Genomic DNA, 18914 nt, shown 5'->3' on the forward strand with positions numbered 1-18914 from the left:
GCATCCTTGCGTCTTCCGTTAGGCCGAAACCGGGCCGCGAGCAGACGCAAAGATGCGTCTCTACACCAAGTGGCCGTTGACTCAGCTCTAAAACGTAAAAAGGCCCGCACGATTCATCGTGCGGGCCTTTTTACGTTTTAGACCTTCGAGTTAATCCAGCTTTTCGGCCTTCATCTGTGGGAAGAACAACACATCCTGGATGGAATTGGAGTTGGTCATGATCATGCTCAGGCGGTCGATGCCGATGCCCAGGCCGGCCGTGGGCGGCATGCCGTACTCCAGGGCCCGGAGGAAGTCCTCGTCGAGCACCATGGCCTCCACGTCGCCGCGCTTGCCCAGTTCCAACTGGCCCTCGAAGCGCTTGCGCTGGTCAATCGGGTCGTTTAGCTCGGAGAAGGCGTTGCAGATTTCCTTGCCGTTGCAAATGGCTTCGAACCGCTCCACCAGGCCCGGGTGGTCGCGGTGCTTTTTGGCCAGCGGCGACATCTCCACCGGATAATCGGTGATGAACGTGGGCTGGATGAGCTTGGGCTCCACGTATTCCCCAAAAATCTCATCGATGATTTTGGACTTGCCCATGCTGGGGTCCAGCTTCACGTGCAGCGCGTCGGCCACGGTGCGCAGGGCCGCCTCGTCCAGGGCCCCAATGGCGTGGCCGGTGAACTTCTCAATGGCCTCAAACATCGTCAGGCGCTGCCAAGGGCGCTGGAAGTTGATGACGTTTTCGCCCACCTGCACCTCGGTTTTGCCGTGCAGCGTCATGGCCACGCGCTCCACCATTTCCTCCACCAGGTCCATCATCCAGTGGTAGTCTTTGTAAGCCACGTACAGTTCCATCTGGGTGAACTCGGGGTTGTGAAACCGCGACATGCCCTCGTTGCGGAAGTCCTTGCTAAACTCGTATACGCCGTCGAACCCGCCCACAATCAGGCGCTTCAGGTACAGTTCGTTGGCAATGCGCAGGTACAGCGCCATGTCCAGCGTGTTGTGGTGCGTTTTGAAGGGCCGCGCCGCCGCGCCGCCGTACAGCGGCTGCAAAATCGGCGTTTCTACTTCCAGGTAACCTTTGTCGTTCAAGAAGTTGCGCATGGATTGCACCAGCTGCGTCCGCTTGATGAAGGTGTCGCGCACGTGCGGGTTCACCACCAAGTCTACATAGCGCTGGCGGTAGCGCTGTTCGGGGTCGGTGAAGGCATCGTAAACGACTTTTTCGCCGGTCGCCTCGTCCACTTTCTCCTTCACTACGGGCAGCGGGCGCAGAGCCTTGGCCAGCAGTTTCAGCTCCTTCACGTGGATGGACGTTTCGCCCACCTGCGTCACAAACACGTGGCCCTTCACGCCGATGAAGTCGCCCAGGTCGAGCAGCTTCTTGAACACGTTGTTGTACAACGTCTTGTCCTCGCCGGGGCAAATTTCGTCGCGGTTGATGTAAAGCTGGATGCGGCCCGAGGTGTCCATCAGCTCTGCAAACGAGGCCTTGCCCATCACGCGCTGCGACATTAGCCGGCCCGCCAGGCTCACTTCCTGGAAGTTGTTCAGCTCGGGGTGGTAGTTGTCGTGGATTTCCTTGGCGTAGAACGTCACGTCGAACAACTCCGACGGGTAGGCTTCCACGCCCAGCTTTTCCAGCTCTTCGAGTTTGTGGCGGCGCTGGAGTTCTTGTTCGCTTAAATGAATCACGGATTTTGCGGATTAGGGCGGATTTTTCAGATTTTGGGGACGGCTGCTGGGGTTGTGCACCCGTGGGGCCCTGCGCCCGGTGCTCCATTGAGCGAGCAGACGGCGAGGCAAGGCCGCCGCAAAAGTAGCCAATGAAAAAGCCGCTCCTAAAAGGGAGCGGCTTTTCAGTAATAAAACTCCAGCAAGCGCTACTGGTTCGGCCGTCAACAACAATATTGCTAACGGTCATTCCCAAAATCCGCAATTTAGGCGGCCATGCGGTAGTTGGGCGCCTCCACGGCCACGGCCGGGGCAGTGGGCGGCGTGGGGGCCAATACAGGCTCGACGCGGGTGCGCAAACGCTCCTGCACAAAGCCGGCCTGGAGGTGCGCCGGCAAATCGGCTACCAGTTTCCGGTAGCGCTCCAGGCCTAAGGCCTTGGCCACGTAGGTTTCGTGAATGCCGTTGAGGTAGCTCACAATGTTGAGCAGCGAGGCGTGGAAGAGTTTGAAATCAATATCGGCTTCCACGTAGCGCTCAATCTCGCGGCTGCTCTGCGAGATGCGCAGGCGGCCCAGCAAGTCGAAGATGGTAGTGTAGCCCAGCCGCCAGGTAATCTGCTGCCAGTGCGCGGCGGTCCACTTATCAAGGGGCCGTCCGGTTTTCTGGCTGCGGATGGCCGTGTTGGGATTGGCTTGCACCTGGGTGCGGGTCCACTGGGCCTTCATCTTGCGCGTGGTGCGCAGGAACTGGCCGATCTGGGCCTGGGCGTCAATCTCCTTGCTGGCAATGTGCAGCCCGGCCTTATAGCCCGCCAGCGGCAACCGGTGGATGCTAAAGTCGCCATAGGCCCCCGCGGCATAGAACGACACCGGGCGCGGGTAGGCGTTCTTCACCACCAACCGGCCTACCTCGCGGCGCACCAGCTGGTTGTTATTGCTACGCACGCCAGTGGTGTACAAAAAGGCCTGAAGGCCCGAAAGAATGGCGTGGTAAGCCTGCGGAAACGTCCAGTGCAAGGCGTTGCGTAGGAAGTTATCGTCGCCCAACTCGGCCGTGGCGCGCAGGGCGTACTCCGTGCTCCAGCACGTGTGCAACAGCTTCGTCAGAGCCGCCACGTCGGCGTCGCCCAACTCGGCCGCGTGGTTGCGGAAAAACGGCAGGTGCTGCAAACCACCCAGCACGTCGTCGCTTTCTTGGATGTGGTAGTTGATGGCGAAAAAGTAGTTCAGGAATACCTGCGCCGGAATGGACTTGCGCCAAGCCTCATCGGCTACCAGTTGCTGCGGCTCAGGGGCCCCCAGGTCGGCCTGCGGGATGAGCGGGATGATGCGGGTTTCTTCGTGCGTCGTCGTCATACCGGATAAACACTTTCAATCGGCTTTTTAGTTGCCTGTTTACTAATTATTTTAACAATCTATTATTATTAGTATAATGTTGATTATTAGTAAGTTGAAAAAAATATTTTAAGGGTATTGAAAATAATTTTTAACAGGCGATTTACTAACAGGTATAGTAGCTAAAGAAAAGCATAAAAAAAGCCCTCAACCGCAAGGTTGAGGGCTTTGAAAACGTCAGGAGCCTGGGGCCCTACAACTGGTCTTCGATGATAGAAACAGCTTCACCGATGATGATGTCCTTCTTGAGATTCTTAGTGAACCGCTGATCACGATTAATCTTTATCGTATCGCCGTTGGCGGCTTGCACGTCGGCGCGTAGGGGCGAGAAAGCTAGGGCAGTGGTAGCCTTTTGGGCAGCGTCGTACTTATCGGCTTCCACCTTGTTCTGGCGCTGCTTGGCGCGGTACGTTACTAGGTTCAGCGATTCAATCGATTCCTTCTTGCGGGCCAGCATCATCTGGCTGGTTTCGGTCATCACGTTGAAGCCGGGGCTGGTGGCCACGCGGGCTTTGCTAGCAGCGCGCAACTTGTCGTAGGCCGGCTGAGTATTCCAGGGGCGGTAGCGAGCAGGAGCAATTTCATCCCACTTCAGCGGGTAGTCCGAGCCCTTCTCGCCTTCCTCCAAGTATGAATACATGTCGGGGAGCACAATGTCGGGCACCACGCCTTTGAACTGAGTTGAGCCTCCATTCACGCGGTAAAACTTTGAAGTGGTAAACTTCAAGGAGCCGAAAGGCTTGAGGCTGTTCAATTCATTCGGTAGGCTCTCATCCAAGTCCACAATGCGCTGCACGGTGCCCTTACCGTAAGTGCTAGCCGAACCCACAATCACGGCGCGCTTGTAGTCCTGCATGGCCGCAGCCAGGATTTCCGAAGCCGAGGCACTGTACTTGTTCACCAGAATCACCAGGGGCCCGCTGTACTGCACTTGTGGGTCTTTGTCCTCCAGCACGGTGGTGCGGCCGCGGCCGTCGCGAATCTGCACAATGGGGCCACTGTCGATGAATAAGCCACCCATATCCACGGCGTCGTTCAGCGAACCGCCGCCGTTGTAGCGCAAGTCCAGGATGACGCCTTTCACACCTTCCTGATTCATCTTGGCCAGTTCTTTTTTCACGTCTTGCGACGAGTTGGGGCTACCGTCGTTATTAAAATCGGCGTAGAACGTGCGCAAATCCAAGTAGCCAAACTTCTGGTTTTTATCAGTAATGGCCGCCGAACGGGCGTAGGCTTCGTCGTTGATTACCACGTCGCGGATAATAGGCACCACTTTAGTCGTACCATCGGCCTTGCGCACCGTAAGGCGTACTTCCGAGCCTTTCTTGCCCTTAATGAGCGTCACGGCCTTCGTAATGCGCCAGCCCTCGATGCTCACCGGCTCGGCGGCACCCTGGGCCACGCGCAAAATGGCGTCGCCCTTTTTCAATTCGCCTTGCCGGGCCGAAGCCGAACCGGGTAGAATATCCTCGATGTAAATCAACCCGTCCTTCTCCCGCAGTTGGGCCCCAATGCCCTCGAAGCGGCCGGTGAGCTGGTAGTCAAAATCTTCCTTGGCCTTGGGCGCAAAGTAGTCGGTGTGCGGGTCATAAGTGTTCGCAATGACGTTGGCATAATTAGCTAATTGCTCATTGGCATCAACGTCCAACAGATCAGCAAACTGGTCGTCGTAGGTTTTTAGCACGCGCTTGCGGGCTTCGGCTTCCATCTGGGCGGGCGTGCGCACCGGCTCGGGGGCCGTGGGAGCCTTGGCGTTGGCCGCCGCGGGGGCCGTGGTAGCGGCCGAGGGCTTCGCCGTTTTGGCTTTTTCCTGGGCCTCCATCATCTCCGATACCCGGCTCAAAGTTTCAAACTTCAGCATTTTGCGCCACAGCTCGCGCTGAATGGCCTTATCGGTAGGCCAAGTGGCCTTCTCGAAGTCCGTTTGAAAAGTCTCGCTTATGGTGAAATCAAAGGGTTTGGCCAAGATTTCGCGGTAGAGCGTCTGCATCTCCTTCACCCGCTGGGTCATCAGCTTGGTGCTAAGGTCGAAGAAGTCGCGCCGGCCGGTTTTTACTTCGTCGTCGATGTCGTTCTGGTAGCGGCGCAGGTTCTCGATGTCGCTGGCCAGCAAAAAAGTTTTGCGGTAGTCGTCGCGCTTCAGCGACAAGTCGAATACCCGCTTAGAAAACGTGTCGTCCAGTTTTTCGGGTTGGTAATGCGCACTGTTGAGGCCCTGCACCATGGTGCCAATGAGAACTTGCTCCTTGGTGGGGCCCGCTGCCGTGTTGCGGCGAAATAGTCGGTACGAAGCCAGGACAAATACAGCCATCACTAGGAAGGCATATAGTCCAATTTTTAGGCGAGGAAATGACATCAGCGAAGAGAAAACGATAGAAAAATCAAATATACGCGAAATCATCAGCGGCCTTGCAGTGCAGCTGTCTGCTTCATAAACGCCCTCAGTAGGCGAATAAGTGCCCTGCCCCAGCCAACTAAAAATCTCCGTTAGTTCTACGTAAAGTCAATTTTTGCGGATGCCATGGCGCAATAAAAAAGGCCCCTCCCAGTGGGAGCGGCCTTTTTATTATGGCAGTACTGCCAGAAAATTAGTACTTGTAGATCTTATCGCCGTTGTTGCGGCGGAACTCGTCTTCAAAGTATTTAGCGTCTTCAGCGTTCCGGGGTTTCACGCCCATCACAATCCCGCCATTGTTGACGCCTTCTTCGTATTCAGCAGCGTGCTCCTCGGGGATGCCCGAGCCAACGAGTGCGCCCACCAAACCGCCGGTGAGGCCCCCTGCACCGGCACCGGCCAAGGCTGCAGCCAGCGGACCGGCGATGATCAAGCCCAAACCGGGCAACGCCACTGATGTGCCAATGGCCGCAATGGCCCCGATGATGGCGCCAGCTGTACCACCGATAGCCGAGCCTACGCCCGCACCTTCCATGGCTTTGTCGCCCAGGTCCGTGTGGGCAGTGTCGTCGCCGAAGTGGGTTTTGCGGGTTTCATCCGACATGAGCAAGTTCACATCGTCCTTGCCGTAACCGCGCGAATGCAGCGAGTTATAGGTTTTTTCAGCACTGTCACGGTCACGGAAAATGCCGCTCATCGTGCTGCCCTCTTTATACCCAGCGTTGTCGCCCGTAAAGGCGTTTCCTACTGCGTTAGTAGCATCAGAAGCGGTGTTTTGCACAGCGTCGATGCCAGCACCAACAGCTGCTCCAGCCGAACCAGCTACAACTGCACCTTTCTGGGTTGCGCTGTAATCGTGGTCAGTATTGGCAGCATTTGTAGTAGAAGCGCCCGTGCCGGCATTGTAGCTAGTGACCTCGTTGCTGAGGCCGCTGCTGTTGCCTACGCCCGTACCTGTAGTGGCCGAGCCGTAGTTAGAGCCGGCACCAGTGCCTGAATTTTGCGGGTTGTTAGGATCGTTGGTGTTCATGGTAGCGTGGGAATTGTGAATGAAAGAAAACAGGGGCCCCGGCGAGCCGCGGGCTGCGTTTGTAACGGGGTAGCCCCGCGGGGGGTTGCGTTATCTTTCATCACTTGCTACGAAAACGGGTCGCTAGCACTCAACTGTTGGTCTCACGAAAACTTTTGAAAGTTGGCATCGTCAAGCCAAAAGTCTCGGCATGTGCGCACCAGGTATTTTAGGAAGTCCTCGTCCTGCTTGAGGGTGCGCCATTCACCCATGCCGAGCTTCTCGCATAATTTATAAAAATTGTCGCCCTGGCCTTTCGAGCCGGGCACTTTTACTAAGCAACTCAGCGGGGGCCTGCCTTCAGTGTGCTCGGTGGCGGATATTTCCGCGAGCATTTCGTTCAGGCGCGATTTTTCGTGCGAAATATCGAGGTTCAAGCCTAACTCAGCTTCCTGAACCAGGGTAAGGTAACTAACGGTGCCGGTCTGTTGGCGGGCGTAGCGGATGAGGTAGGTGCGGATGCGACCAGTCATAATAAACGAAAAGGGGGCAGCCTGTGCGAAAAAAAATAGATGGTCCGGCGCGCCGACCCCATAAAAATAGCCGAACCGGGTGGTGCCACCCCCAGCAGGGATATGGCACCACGGTTCGGAAACGGAGCGGCCGGACAATTCCGGCCGCGACCGGCGCCTTATCGCAGGCAATTGTAATGCCAAGCTGCGCGCTGGGGCCCCATTACCGGCTCCGGCGGCGGCGCAACTCGCGCTGCACCAGCAAAAATTCGCGGCTGCTTTGGCCGGCAATGGCCGTGTTTTCGTTGGCGCGGCGCAGCAGGTACGGCATCACGGATTCGACAGGGCCGTAGGGTAAGTACTTGGCTACGTGGTAGCCGGCGTGGGCCAAGTTGTAGCTAAGGTTGTCGCTCATGCCGTAGAGCTGGGCAAACCAAACGCGCGTATCGCCCGGGGCTAAGCCTGCCTCCTGCATCAGCTGGGTGAGCAACAGTGAGCTGGCCTCGTTGTGGGTGCCGGCGCAAAAGCTGATGCGGGCCACATGCTGCACGCAGTAGCGCAGGGCCTCGTCGTAAAGGTCGTCGGTGACCTGCTTGCTGGGATTGATAGGCGTAGGATAGCCGCGTTGCTGGGCCACGCGGGCCTCTTTTTCCATGTAGGCCCCGCGTACTAGCTTGGCGCCTACGTAGTATCCCGCCTGGGCCCCCGCGTCGTGGGCAGCTTGCAGCGCCTCCAAGCGGTCGTGCCGGTAAAGCTGGTAGGTGTTCCATACAATGGCCTGTTCGTGGTTGTACTTGGCCATCATCTCGTCGGCCAGTGCGTCGATGGTGTGCTGGAACCAGCTTTCCTCGGCGTCAACAAACAACCGGATGCCATATTGATGAGATCGGGCGCAAAGCGCCTCCACGCGCGCTACGGCGCGCGCGTGGGCTGCTTGCTCTACGGCCGTTAGGGCTTGCCCAGCCTGAATTTTCTCCAGGATGGCCGCGCTGGCTACACCCGTTACTTTGAACACTGAGAACGGAATGTGCGCCGAACGGTGCGCTTCTTCAATGGTGGCCAGCAGCTCGTCGCGGGTGCGGTCGTAGCTGGCGTCGTTGCCTTCGCCTTCCACCGAATAATCGAGGATGGTGCCAATGCCGTAGCGCCCCAGGGCGGCCACCACCGGGCGGCATTCGGCAATGGTTTCGCCCCCGCAAAACTGTTCAAAAATGGAATGCTTGATGAGAAACTTAGTGCCTGGGAATCCCCATTTTAGCGCGGCTTGCATGAGGCTGCTGCCAGTTTTCACGAGGCCGTTGTTGTTCATGGCCGCAAACAGGCCATATATTTTGCGCAGCTGGGTATCCGACTTGGCCGCGAAGGCAATTTGGGTATTGTCGAACGAAATGGGGGGGGCCAGGGTGGGAGCGGTCATACAGTAGTGGTTACGTCTGGTACCGAGGGGCCCCAGCAGGTGCGAAGTTAGCCGCTAAACAACAGCCTGGGAACCGAACGTTTCGCAAGCAGGTCCCCATCTTTGCGATAACATGGAAATTACGACGTCCCCTGCTACTTTTTTTACCCGTTTGCTGGCCCGCAAGAGCCGGCCGCTTCTCATCGCCGGGCCCTGTTCGGCCGAAACCGAGGCCCAAACCCTGGCCACCGCCCGCGGCGTGCAAGCGCTGGGCAACGTCGATTTATTCCGGGCTGGGGTGTGGAAGCCGCGCACCCGCCCGGGCTCATTTGAAGGCGCCGGGTCGGCAGCTTTGCCGTGGTTGCAACGCGTAACGCAGGAAACTGGCCTGCCCGTAGCCATTGAAGTGGCCACCCCGCGCCACGTGGAAGAAGCCTTGGCTCACGGCATCCAAGTGCTTTGGATTGGGGCCCGCACCACCGTCAATCCTTTCGCGGTGCAGGAACTGGCCGACGCCCTGGCCGGAACCGGCGTGCCGGTGATGGTAAAAAACCCTGTGAATCCCGACGTGTCGCTGTGGGCGGGGGCCCTGGAGCGGCTGGCGCGCGCCGACATCACCGATTTGGCAGCAATCCACCGCGGGTTCAGCACGTTTGCGCCCAGCAAGTACCGTAACCCGCCCACTTGGATGCTGGCCATCGAGCTGAAAACCCGCTTCCCCCACATCCCGCTCATCTGCGACCCCAGCCACATGGCCGGCCGGCGCGATTTGCTGCTGCCCATCGCCCAAAAGGCGCTGGACCTAGACTACGACGGCCTCATCATCGAAACCCACCCCGACCCCGATCATGCCCTCAGCGACGCTGAGCAGCAGGTGACGCCCGCGCGGCTGGGCGAAATATTCAGCGAGCTGAAGTACCGCCGCCGTTCCTCCAGCAACGAGGACTACCAAGCCAAAGCCGAAGAGTTGCGCCAAAAAATGGACGTGGCCGACCGCGAAATTGTGGAGGCCCTGGCCCGTCGCATGGCCCTAGTGCTTAGTCAGGGGAGTTTTTCGAACAAAAAGAGAGGCAGGTCGTTGCCGTTGAATGGGAAGACCACTCACACCATTTATCCTGTCATCGGCTGATCGCCTGACTATTGAAAGCTTAACGCGCAAAGGCCGGCACGCCGGGCGCACAGTCCAACGCGGGCGGATGCTGTTGCGGCTGGCTGATGGGGTGAGCGGCTACCCTGTCGGGGCTGAGTTGGGTTGCTGCGTGCAGACGGTATATCAGGTGCGCCGCCGCTACGTCGAGCAGGGGCTGGCCACGGCGCTCGGCGAGGCCCCGCGCAGCGGCGGTCCGCGGCGCTTTGACGGGGCGGCCCGCGCCGCGCTCACGGCCCTGGCCTGCACCCCGGCTCCGATAGGGCACAGTCGCTGGACCCTGCGCCTGCTGGCCGACAAAGCCGTAGAATCGTGCCTGGTGGACACCATTTCGCACGAAACCGTGAGCCAGGTGCTCAAAAAAACGAGCTACAGCCCCACCGCCAGCAACACTGGTGCCTGGGCGAAATGAACGCCGCCTTCCTGGCCCGTATGGAAGACGTACTGGCCGTCTATGAGCGGGTCCACGACCCGCAGTTTCCGGTGGTCTGTTTCGATGAACGCCCTTGCGTGCTGCACGGCCAGCCCGTCGAACCGCTGCCGCCTGTGCCGGCCCAGCCCGCAGTGGGCGAGCGACCCGCCAAAGTCGGCCGTCCCCGGCGCGAAAGCAGCACGTATGTGCGTCAGGGTACGGCCTGCCTACTGGCGGCCTTCGAGCCGGGCACGGGGCAGCGCCTGGTCGAGGTGTCGGCCCGCCGCACCGGGGCCGACTATTGCCGCTTTATGCAAGCGCTGGACGCTGCTTACCCCCAGGCCCAGAAAATCGTGCTAGTCCAGGACAACCTCAACACCCACACCGATGCCGTCTTCTACCAGCATCTGCCCGCCGCCCAGGCCCGCGCCCTAGCCGCCCGCTTCGAGGTCCACTACACACCCAAAAATGCCTCCTGGCTTAACATGGTCGAACTCGAACTATCGGCCATTGCCCGCCAGTGCCTGCACCAGCGCATTCCCACCCAAGACGAACTGCGCGCGCACGTCGACGCCTGCGTGGCGGAGCGCAATGCCCGGCGAGCAACCGTCAACTGGCAATTTTCGCTTGACAAGGCCCGACAGAAACTCTCCCGCCATTATCAAAAGGTTTGTGCAAATAATTCCCCTGACTAGGCACTAGTGGAAGAACTAGCTGAATACAAAAAAGCCAACGACGTTAAAATCCTCCAGTTCGACCGCTGGAAGGAAATCTTCGCCACCCGCTCGGCTTGGGCCGAAACGCTGCACGTTAACAAGGATTTTGTGGGGGAACTATACAAGTTAATTCACTTGGAAAGCATCCGCAAGCAGACGGAAGTACTTAATGGGGGGGCCGTGGATGGGGACTTACATCTCGGGCCGGGACTGTAGCATACCGCTACTATCGCGGTTTGACAACAAACAAAAGGGCTGCTCTATGAGCAGCCCTTTTGTTTGTTGTCAAACCGCGGTTTACGGATTGGCTTGGTCCCAAGCAACTTCGGCGAATGGTTTTGCCAAGCGGTCGAATAACTTGAACTTACCGGTCGAAAAAGCTAGCGTAATGTTAGGTGTAGGGGTAGGATTTAATTTACCCAATCGACGTAAGTCGACCCAGAATTGTCCCTCGTAAAAGAGTGAGTACCGACGTTGGCGCAAAATTTCGTTTATCAGGTCGTCTTGCGTCACGGCCCCGGAGTAAGCTTGCAGTCCACCGGCTTTGGTACGAATAACATTGATGTCGGCCACCGCACCTGCCAAATTGTTGGTTTTCGCTTTCGCTTCCGCTGAGATGAGAATTAACTCTTCATTGCGAATGATACTCAGCGGAGCTGCTGGCGACGTGTATATAGTGGGCTCGTAGGTGCCTGTGATGCCACCAAGGGTACGTGGTCCCGTGCCTGCGACGGCTGGATCCACAATTCGTTTAGATACTTTGCTAAGGCGTAAATCACCAGCTTCGGCTTCGTTCACGAAATTATCCGGTACCGTTACCAAAGTCGAAGGTCCTTGGTTAAGGGCTTGGTAGTATAAATTAGCTTCGTCACCGCCGGTACCGGGGCTGAAAGTAAGTAGGGGGCCCACCGACAGCGAACCAGTTTGGGAATAAAAGGAGGCACCTAAGGCCGTTAATGCTCCGGCATTATCACCTTGGTATAATGCTACCCGGGCGGCTAAGGCCCGGTTGAACTGCAAAAATGTAGCGGGAGTATTAAATCCCGTGTACCCAGCGGATAAAATAAAGGCGAAGGAAGTTCCCGCTTTCCCCAATTCAGTTGCTCCTTGGTCAAGAAGCTGGCGGATATTGGCCAATGCTGGAGCCGAACCGGCAGTAAATTTACCAGGGTGCTGGAAATCAGCTACGTCGATGCGAATGCCATTTTCACCCATCAAATTGATTAAATGCAACTTGCCTAAAGCTTCGTAGGTATCAGCAAACCCTAGAATACCTTGCTTCTGTGCGTCGGTAACGACCGAAGTAGCCTGAGTGGACTGACGCAAGATATTTGCGGCGCGGTTCAGGCGGGCGAAGGTATTATAAGATCCTACGGAGTAAAAAGCAGAATTGTCCAGGGTCGAGCCAGTACCTAGAATTTCGCCGTACCAACGCTGCTCATTACTGGCCAAGATAATGACTTCGCGCCCTAGGGTACCTGTTATTTGGTTGTAAGGACCGGTATTAGTGTGACCTAAACGAAAAAGGGCTTCCGTGCCGGTTACCAGTGCTGCCAACTGCGACTGTGACGCGTTGCTCGCAACGCTTTCCAAGCTAGGGTTATTGGGGTCGGTAATAGGGTCAATTGTGGTCGGGCTACAGCCTGAAGCACCCATCAGCGCGGTTATGGCTCCGGCTAGCATGAGAATGCGCGGCTTAATATTAAGTGAAATTTGCATGAGATAATACAAAGAGAAAAAGATTGACTAGAAACCCAAGTTGATGTGGAACCAGAGGCGGCGCGTTGAAGGGTAACCAACCACGTCCACTTGTGCTTGGGTGTTGGTCGAGCCAAAGTTCGAAACTTCTGGGTCGTAGCCTTTATACTTTGTCCAAGTAACCAAATTGTTACCCGAAACACCTATTTGCAAGCGATTGACATATTCTTTGAACAAGCTACTGCGCAAAGCAGCGGGTAGCGAGTAATAAATCGATACTTCACGCAGGCGAACGTAGCCGCTATTTTGCACATAATAGTCAGCGTTAAACGCCGGGCGTACCAAGCCTACGGGTTGCGTCGTCGTAACACCCGCAGCGTTGGTTGAGGTGTAGGGCTGGCTCCAGTCGGGGCTGGTACCGTAACCATCTTGGTTAGTAACCGTCAGGTTACTGGTATAGCTGTTTTGCTTCCAGTTCAGCAAGAAAGAGATGTCAAAGTTTTTGAATATATTGAACGAGTTCAAGTAAGACATCTGGAAAGTAGGTTGGGCGTCACCGTAGCGGGTCAATAGTTCGGGATTGTCCGTCACGGCTGGACGACCATACCACTGAGTAGGCGATTCACCTTGCGCTAGGAAGTTCGTGCCATAGCGGCTGCCGAAACCAGTATTTAGGTTGGTAACTGGTACAGTAAGGCGGGTGACAAGACTCCGGTTGAGCCAGAACTGCGTACTGGAAGTCCAACGGAAATTTTCCGATTGCACAGGTATCAAGCCCAGCGATAACTCGAGACCCCGGTTGCGCAGGTCGCCCACTGGAAAAGCACGAATCTGGGTTACACCAGTGCCGGGAGCCAGCGTGTAAGGCTGGATGAAATTCAAAATTTTCTTGTTGTAAACACTCGCTTCAAGCGTTACTCGGTTATTGAAGAAACCCAGGTCGATGCCGAGTTCTAATTCAGTTGCCCGCTCGGGACCAATACTAGAATTGCCCACAACCGTTGAAGGAGCAACGCCAACGTTACCGCCTGTGCTGATCGTACTCAGCGGCGAAAAAGTAGAACCGAAAAAGGGAGGGTTACCAGTCTCGCCGTAAGCACCGCGCAGTTTAATGAGGTTTACGTTATTGAACGTGAATGCATCAAGTTTGGCAAGGTTGACGGCTAATGAAGCCTTGGGAAAAGCGTAAAGTTTGGTAGGGTCAGAGTTGCGGCTCGATTTATCGAGGCGAATACCGCCCGTGGCGAAAATAATGTCCTTAAAATTTACTTCCTGCTGAGCCACATATCCTACGTCCGTTTCATCCTGGATGGTCGTCAACTGCGTGATGACAGTTCCACGGTCAGGCTGCAGTGGGCCAGGGGCCAGATTTTGTCCCTGGCTATACTGCAATTGCGCGTTCAGACCCAATCGAGTAGCGCCTACTTGTGAGGTCAAGGCCAACGGACCCAGCTTCCAGTCGTAAATAAGAAAGGTGCTGAGGTTATAGTTGAAAAATTGGTTTTTAGCCACTCGAACTACACCGTGATAAGCAGCACTTATCTGTGATTGCAAGTCGGACGGGAGGGCCAATAAAGCGTTCGACCCTGCATAGTCAATACCACCCTGGGCACTTAAGCGCAACGATGAGCTTTCTTTTTCAAAAAGATGCGCCGTTGCGGTACTAGCCGAAGTCACGCGGTTAGTAGTCTCTTGGTTAATGGCGCGGTCGATGATGGCGAGCGGGTTATCGCCGGTACGGGGGGAATTAGGGTAGAGGCCCGTTATCGGGTCAGGGTGCAGTTCATCATAATCCCGAATGGAAAGCAGGTTGTAGCCAACCGATACCCCGTTGTTGTCGTTGCCAAAGAAGCTGCGGCGGTTAGTAGAGTTGTAGTAACCGCTGTTAACGCTCAAATCAATGAATGACCCAATCTTTTGGTCTAAGTTCAATCGTACGGAACTGCGCTGATAGTTCGTATTTTTAACGATGCCATCTTCGCGGGTATTGGAACCGGAAGCGTAGAACTTCGTCCGGTCGTTGCCCCCCGATATGCTCACGTTGGTGTTGCGCATGAAAGCTTTGTTACCAAACACTTCTTTCTCGTAATCGTAGATTTTCCCGCTGGCTTGAGCAGCTGCGAAGTTCGCTTGCTCAGCTTGGCCGCCCGCTCCCGTACCATCTAAGAGGGTAATTTTATCCGCATTAAAGGCTTCATGTCCGATGTAGCGCTGAATAAATTGCAATCCCAAATCTTGGCTGACGTTGACTTTAGTTTGGCCAGCCACGCCCCGCTTTGTCTTGATGATAATTACCCCAGCGTTGGCACGCTGGCCGTAAATAGCCGCAGCGCTTGGGCCTTTCAAGATCTCAATAGATTCGATATCTGCTGGGTTCAAGTCTGAGATGCGGTTGGTGCCGTTGTCTTGGGTAGTACGGCCGGTGCCTCCTGACGCCCCCGAGAACGCCAACGAGCCTGCGCCGTTACCAATTTCTTGGCTTACTGCATATACCCCGTCGATTACATAAAGTGGTTGCACGTTGCCCGTGAGGGTTGAAATACCCCGCAATTGCACCGATACCCCACCACCGGGAGCGCCACTAGTAGCGTTGATGTTAGCTCCCACAACTTTGCCGCTCAAAGCCGCATCCACAGTTACTGGCCGAGTGCTTCCGTACAGCTCTTGCGCCGACACAGTAGTCACTGCATTAGCAAGATTGGAACGTTTGACTGTAGAAGCCAAGCCGTTCACTACCACTTCGTCAAGGTCGCGGGGGGCCACTTCCAATGCCACCGTTACCGAGTTGGTCGACGTTACGTCGCGCTCTACGGTTTTGTAGCCCACGAAGCTGAACGACAGCGTGGTGGTACCAGCGGGTGCGCTGAACGAAAAATCGCCGTTGGCATTGGTGGCCGTACCGGCCCGCGTGCCCTTGGCAAGTACCGTTACTCCGGGAATGCCTTGGCTATTGGAGTCGGTGACCCGACCCGATAATGTCTTGTCCTGGGCAAAGGCCTGCTGCAAAAGGCACGTAAGCATCAAGAACAATAGAATGGAAAACTGCTTCATACTGATGGGAAAAATTTAAAAAATGAAGACTATGGTTATGAAACCTGAGGGCAAATTATCATATGTTTTCCATTCAAGGCGGGAAGGCTTTTTTTAAGCAAGGTAAATTTCCGTAATTCAAAATTGGTTTCAACGATAGAAATCAGAATATCAGGCTTATACATACTGGTAGAAATGCCGTGCTTAAAATGGTTCCGACGATGGGTTTTGGCTCGTCCTGGTTTATAGTGAGCAACTATTGCCGCAAACTGCCGGGTTTTGTGCTGACTTTTGCCGCATGAACGCCCCCGTCACCATTGGCTCCGCCGCCCTGGCCGAGCTGGCCGCTTACTTGCGCCGCCCGGCGTTTAGCCAAGTGTTTGTGCTGGTTGATGCCAACACTGCCCGGCTGTGCCTGCCGGCGCTAGAAGCCCAGCTGCCACCGGGCCACCACATCATCGAAATTCCCGCCGGTGAAGAGTTTAAGACCTTGGCTACCTGCGGCTTAGTATGGGATGCGCTTACCCAGCGGCAAGCCGACCGCCACGCCCTGCTGGTGAACGTGGGTGGCGGCGTGGTGACGGACCTAGGCGGGTTTTGCGGGGCCCTGTACAAGCGGGGCCTGGCTTTTGTGCAGGTGCCCACCACGCTGCTGGCCCAGGTAGATGCCAGTGTGGGGGGTAAGACTGGGGTCGACTACCAGGGTTTTAAGAACCATTTGGGAGTGTTCCAAGAGCCGCTGGCGGTGTTCATTGCCCCAGTGTTGCTCAACACCCTCGACCCGCGCCAGCTGAAGGCCGGCTACGCTGAGGTGTTGAAGCACTGGCTGATTGCCGACGCCGATGCCTTCGAGCGGCAGCGCCGCCTGGGCTGGCTCACCGACGACTGGACGCCCATCATCCAGGAGTCAGTAGCGCTGAAGCAGCGCGTGGTGGCCAGCGACCCGCTCGAGTCGGGGCCCCGCAAGCTGCTCAACTTCGGCCACACCGTGGGGCACGCCCTCGAGAGCTACCTCCTCACCCAGCCCGGCCGCGAAGTGCTGCACGGCGAGGCCGTGGCCGCCGGCCTCGTTTGCGAAAGCTGGCTCTCGGTGCAGCGTGGCCTGCTGAGCCCCGAGGAGCTGGACCGCATCGAAACCTTCGTATTCTTGGTGTTCGACAAAATTCAGTTCGTGCTACTCGAAACCGAAGCAATTGCTGACTTTGCGCGGCAAGACAAGAAGAACGCCGCCGGCGTCATCAACTGCACGCTGCTGCAGGGCATTGGCCACGGCGTGTACGACCAGCCCGTAACCGAAGCCGATATCGTGGCCGCCCTGCGCTACTACCACAAATTGTAGGGCCCCCGCGGCTCATCGTTAACCTTATATATACGAATCCCATCGAAGCTTCCGTTTCCTTGCGCTGGCCCGGGGGCCCCCTGCGCGGCCTGGCCCACCTGCCCGCTTCTAAAAGTGAGGCCAACCGCGCCCTCATCCTGCACGCTTTGGCTGGCGGCGGCCAGCTTAGTAACCTGTCCGACGCCCACGACACCCAGCTGATGCTGGCCTTGCTGGCCGCTGCGCCAGGCACGGACCAGCTCAGCGCCGAAGACGCAGGCACCGTCATGCGGTTCCTGACGGCTTACCTGGCCGTAACTGGCTGGCGCGGCGAGCTGACCGGCACGCCGCGGATGCAGGAGCGGCCCATCGCCGTGCTGGTGGGGGCCCTGCGCCAGGCCGGGGCCGAGATTGCCTACGTGACAAACGACGGGTACCCGCCGCTGCGGCTGGGCGGGTTCGTGCCAGGTACGGCTAGTGCCGGGCCTACACGCCTGAGCGTGCGCGGCGATATCAGCAGCCAGTATATCTCGGCGCTGCTGATGGTGGGGCCCTACCTGCCCGGTGGGTTGAAGCTGACCCTGACCGGTCCCGTCGGCTCGCGCCCTTACATAGAGATGACGGTGGCGCTAATGGCTCGTTTCGGAGTCCATTGCCAAGCCAACGCCGACGCCACCCAATTAACCGTGCCCGCGGGCCGCTACCAAGCCGCCAATTACGCCGTGGAAAGCGACTGGTCAGCAGCCAGTTACTGGTATGCACTGGTGGCGCTGGGCCCCGTCGGCTCCGAGATTACGCTGCCCGGCCTGCGGCAGCACTCGCTGCAGGGCGACCAGGCCATTGCGGGCATCATGGCGCACTTCGGCGTCGAAACCACTTACCTACCCGCCGAGGGAGGCGTGCAGCTGCGCCAGGGGCCCCGGCCGGGTGGCTCGGAGATACTCCGCCTGGATTTCACCGATTGCCCCGATCTGGCCCAAACCGTGGCCGTAGTGGCCGCCGCCTTGGCCCTGCCCGTCGACATGACTGGTCTGGAAAGCCTCCGCATCAAGGAAACCGACCGCATTGCCGCACTGCAAACCGAGTTGGCCAAGTTTGGCGGCGATTTGCAAGAGGTAGAGGCCGGCGTGTTCCGGGCCGTGTCTACTGGCTTCCGAGTGGCGGGCCAAACCGTGGCCACTTACCACGACCACCGCATGGCCATGGCCTTCGCGCCGCTGGCCCTGCGGGGCCCCCTGGTGGTGGCCGCGCCGCAGGTGGTGCGCAAGTCGTACCCGCAGTTCTGGAGCGAGCTGGCTAAGGCTGGCTTTGCCGTTAGCGAAGCTGGCTGAGGTAATCCGCTGCGTGCAGTAGCCGACTGCCGTACCAGCTAAACATTTCGCCATCAACCAGCTGAACGTGAGCTAATGGGCAAATTTTCTGAAGTTCAGCCACGTGTTTTTCTTTAAAGGGGTAAGGCTCCGAAGATAGCAGAATGCGCTGGGGCGCGGCGCGGGCCAACTGCTCCGACGTGACTTCGGGGTAGCGCCCCAAGGCCCCAAACACGTTGGTGAAGCCGGCCCGTGCCAGCAGGTCGTCGATGAACGTGCCGGTGGCGGCCGCCAGATAAGGCTTGCGCCAGATGAGGTAGGCCGCCGACTCCGGGGCCGCCGCCGCCGACAGGGCCCCGAACCGCTCGGCCACAGTAGCGGCCATAGTATCTGCCACCAGGGCCCTGCCGGTTATGAAGCCTACTTGCTTGATCATGCGCAGGGCCCCGGGCAGGTCGGCCACGTCGCTCAGCCACACCGGGTATTGCGCGGCCAGCTGCTCAATGCCTTCCTGGTAATTTTCCTCTTTGTTGCCAATGATGAGGTCGGGCTGGCAAGCGGCAATTTTAGCAAAATCAAAGTTTTTGGTGCCGCCGATGACCGTTGCTTGCTGGCGGGCCTCCGGCGGGTGAATGCAAAACTTGGTGACGCCCACCACCCGCGGGCCCAGCCCCAGATCGAACAATAATTCCGTCTGGGACGGTACCAACGACACAATGCGCTGCGGCGGAAACGGCACAGCCACCCGCCGGCCCAGCTGGTCGGTAACGGTGAGCGGTGTCTGAACCACGGATTTATCGGATTGGTCGGATGCCACGGATTCTGGGGACGATTGACGGGATATACAATTTTCTTGAGCCTCGGCTCTCCGTAGTTTTTAAGGCTAAATACAACAACAAAAAGGCCGCTAAAAAA

15 protein-coding genes are annotated in these 18914 nt (G+C 57.4%); 6 read left to right on the plus strand and 9 right to left on the minus strand.

The window, feature by feature from the left end; all coding sequences use genetic code 11:
* Positions 1-150 precede the first annotated feature (150 nt).
* From lysS to AXW84_RS05100, 6 genes are all read right to left on the minus strand, one after another.
* The gene (gene lysS, locus AXW84_RS05075) at positions 151-1680 is read right to left on the minus strand and encodes a lysine--tRNA ligase (RefSeq protein WP_236943248.1); all 1530 of its coding nucleotides are present in this window, start codon (positions 1678-1680) and stop codon (positions 151-153) included.
* Between the two features lie 245 nt (positions 1681-1925).
* Positions 1926-3017, minus strand: a complete 1092-nt coding sequence (locus AXW84_RS05080; protein ID WP_204248424.1) for a hypothetical protein — start codon at positions 3015-3017, stop codon at positions 1926-1928.
* A 232-nt stretch (positions 3018-3249) separates the two neighbouring features.
* Positions 3250-5367, minus strand: coding sequence for a carboxy terminal-processing peptidase (locus tag AXW84_RS05085; RefSeq protein ID WP_236943249.1), 2118 nt, complete (start codon positions 5365-5367; stop codon positions 3250-3252).
* A 277-nt stretch (positions 5368-5644) separates the two neighbouring features.
* Positions 5645-6481, minus strand: a complete 837-nt coding sequence (locus AXW84_RS26380) for a hypothetical protein (RefSeq protein WP_335339484.1) — start codon at positions 6479-6481, stop codon at positions 5645-5647.
* A gap of 143 nt (positions 6482-6624) precedes the next feature.
* Positions 6625-6993, minus strand: coding sequence for a hypothetical protein (locus tag AXW84_RS05095; protein ID WP_068229576.1), 369 nt, complete (start codon positions 6991-6993; stop codon positions 6625-6627).
* A 202-nt stretch (positions 6994-7195) separates the two neighbouring features.
* Positions 7196-8389 carry a proline dehydrogenase family protein gene (locus tag AXW84_RS05100; RefSeq protein ID WP_068229578.1) on the minus strand — a complete coding sequence of 398 codons (1194 nt, stop codon included), beginning with the start codon at positions 8387-8389 and terminating at the stop codon, positions 7196-7198.
* A gap of 112 nt (positions 8390-8501) precedes the next feature.
* On the opposite strand from AXW84_RS05100, the gene AXW84_RS05105 reads away from it, so the two are divergent.
* The 4 genes from AXW84_RS05105 to AXW84_RS05120 all read left to right on the plus strand — a co-directional run bounded on the left by AXW84_RS05105 (position 8502) and on the right by AXW84_RS05120 (position 10859).
* The gene (locus tag AXW84_RS05105; RefSeq protein ID WP_082773710.1) at positions 8502-9497 is read left to right on the plus strand and encodes a hypothetical protein; all 996 of its coding nucleotides are present in this window, start codon (positions 8502-8504) and stop codon (positions 9495-9497) included.
* 67 nt (positions 9498-9564) lie between these two features.
* Positions 9565-9927, plus strand: a complete 363-nt coding sequence (locus tag AXW84_RS26485) for a helix-turn-helix domain-containing protein (protein WP_442905548.1) — start codon at positions 9565-9567, stop codon at positions 9925-9927.
* Positions 9924-10622 carry an IS630 family transposase gene (locus AXW84_RS26490; RefSeq protein ID WP_082773711.1) on the plus strand — a complete coding sequence of 233 codons (699 nt, stop codon included), beginning with the start codon at positions 9924-9926 and terminating at the stop codon, positions 10620-10622. Before AXW84_RS26485 ends, AXW84_RS26490 begins: the two co-directional genes overlap by 4 nt.
* Positions 10623-10628: 6 nt before the next feature.
* Entirely contained in the window at positions 10629-10859 is a 231-nt protein-coding gene (locus AXW84_RS05120) for a chorismate mutase (protein ID WP_068229588.1), read from the plus strand.
* An 81-nt stretch (positions 10860-10940) separates the two neighbouring features.
* Here the strand turns inward: AXW84_RS05120 and AXW84_RS23055 are convergent, their stop codons facing one another.
* Positions 10941-12362, minus strand: coding sequence for a RagB/SusD family nutrient uptake outer membrane protein (locus AXW84_RS23055; RefSeq protein WP_162268244.1), 1422 nt, complete (start codon positions 12360-12362; stop codon positions 10941-10943).
* Between the two features lie 27 nt (positions 12363-12389).
* Positions 12390-15392 (minus strand): SusC/RagA family TonB-linked outer membrane protein, encoded by a 3003-nt coding sequence (locus AXW84_RS05125; RefSeq protein ID WP_068229591.1) that lies wholly within the window; start codon positions 15390-15392, stop codon positions 12390-12392.
* Between the two features lie 277 nt (positions 15393-15669).
* On the opposite strand from AXW84_RS05125, the gene AXW84_RS05130 reads away from it, so the two are divergent.
* Positions 15670-16710: a 3-dehydroquinate synthase gene (locus tag AXW84_RS05130; RefSeq protein WP_068229594.1), complete on the plus strand. Its 1041-nt coding sequence runs from the start codon at positions 15670-15672 to the stop codon at positions 16708-16710.
* A 59-nt stretch (positions 16711-16769) separates the two neighbouring features.
* On the plus strand, positions 16770-18020 hold the full coding sequence (locus tag AXW84_RS05135; RefSeq protein ID WP_236943250.1) for a 3-phosphoshikimate 1-carboxyvinyltransferase: 1251 nt from the start codon (positions 16770-16772) through the stop codon (positions 18018-18020).
* Here the strand turns inward: AXW84_RS05135 and AXW84_RS05140 are convergent.
* A complete protein-coding gene (locus tag AXW84_RS05140; RefSeq protein ID WP_236943251.1) occupies positions 18004-18816 on the minus strand; it encodes a helical backbone metal receptor in 813 nt (270 codons plus the stop codon). The genes AXW84_RS05135 and AXW84_RS05140 overlap by 17 nt on opposite strands.
* Positions 18817-18914 lie beyond the last annotated feature (98 nt).

The sequence above is a fragment of the Hymenobacter sp. PAMC 26628 genome (genome assembly GCF_001562275.1).
Classification (GTDB): Bacteria; Bacteroidota; Bacteroidia; order Cytophagales; family Hymenobacteraceae; genus Hymenobacter.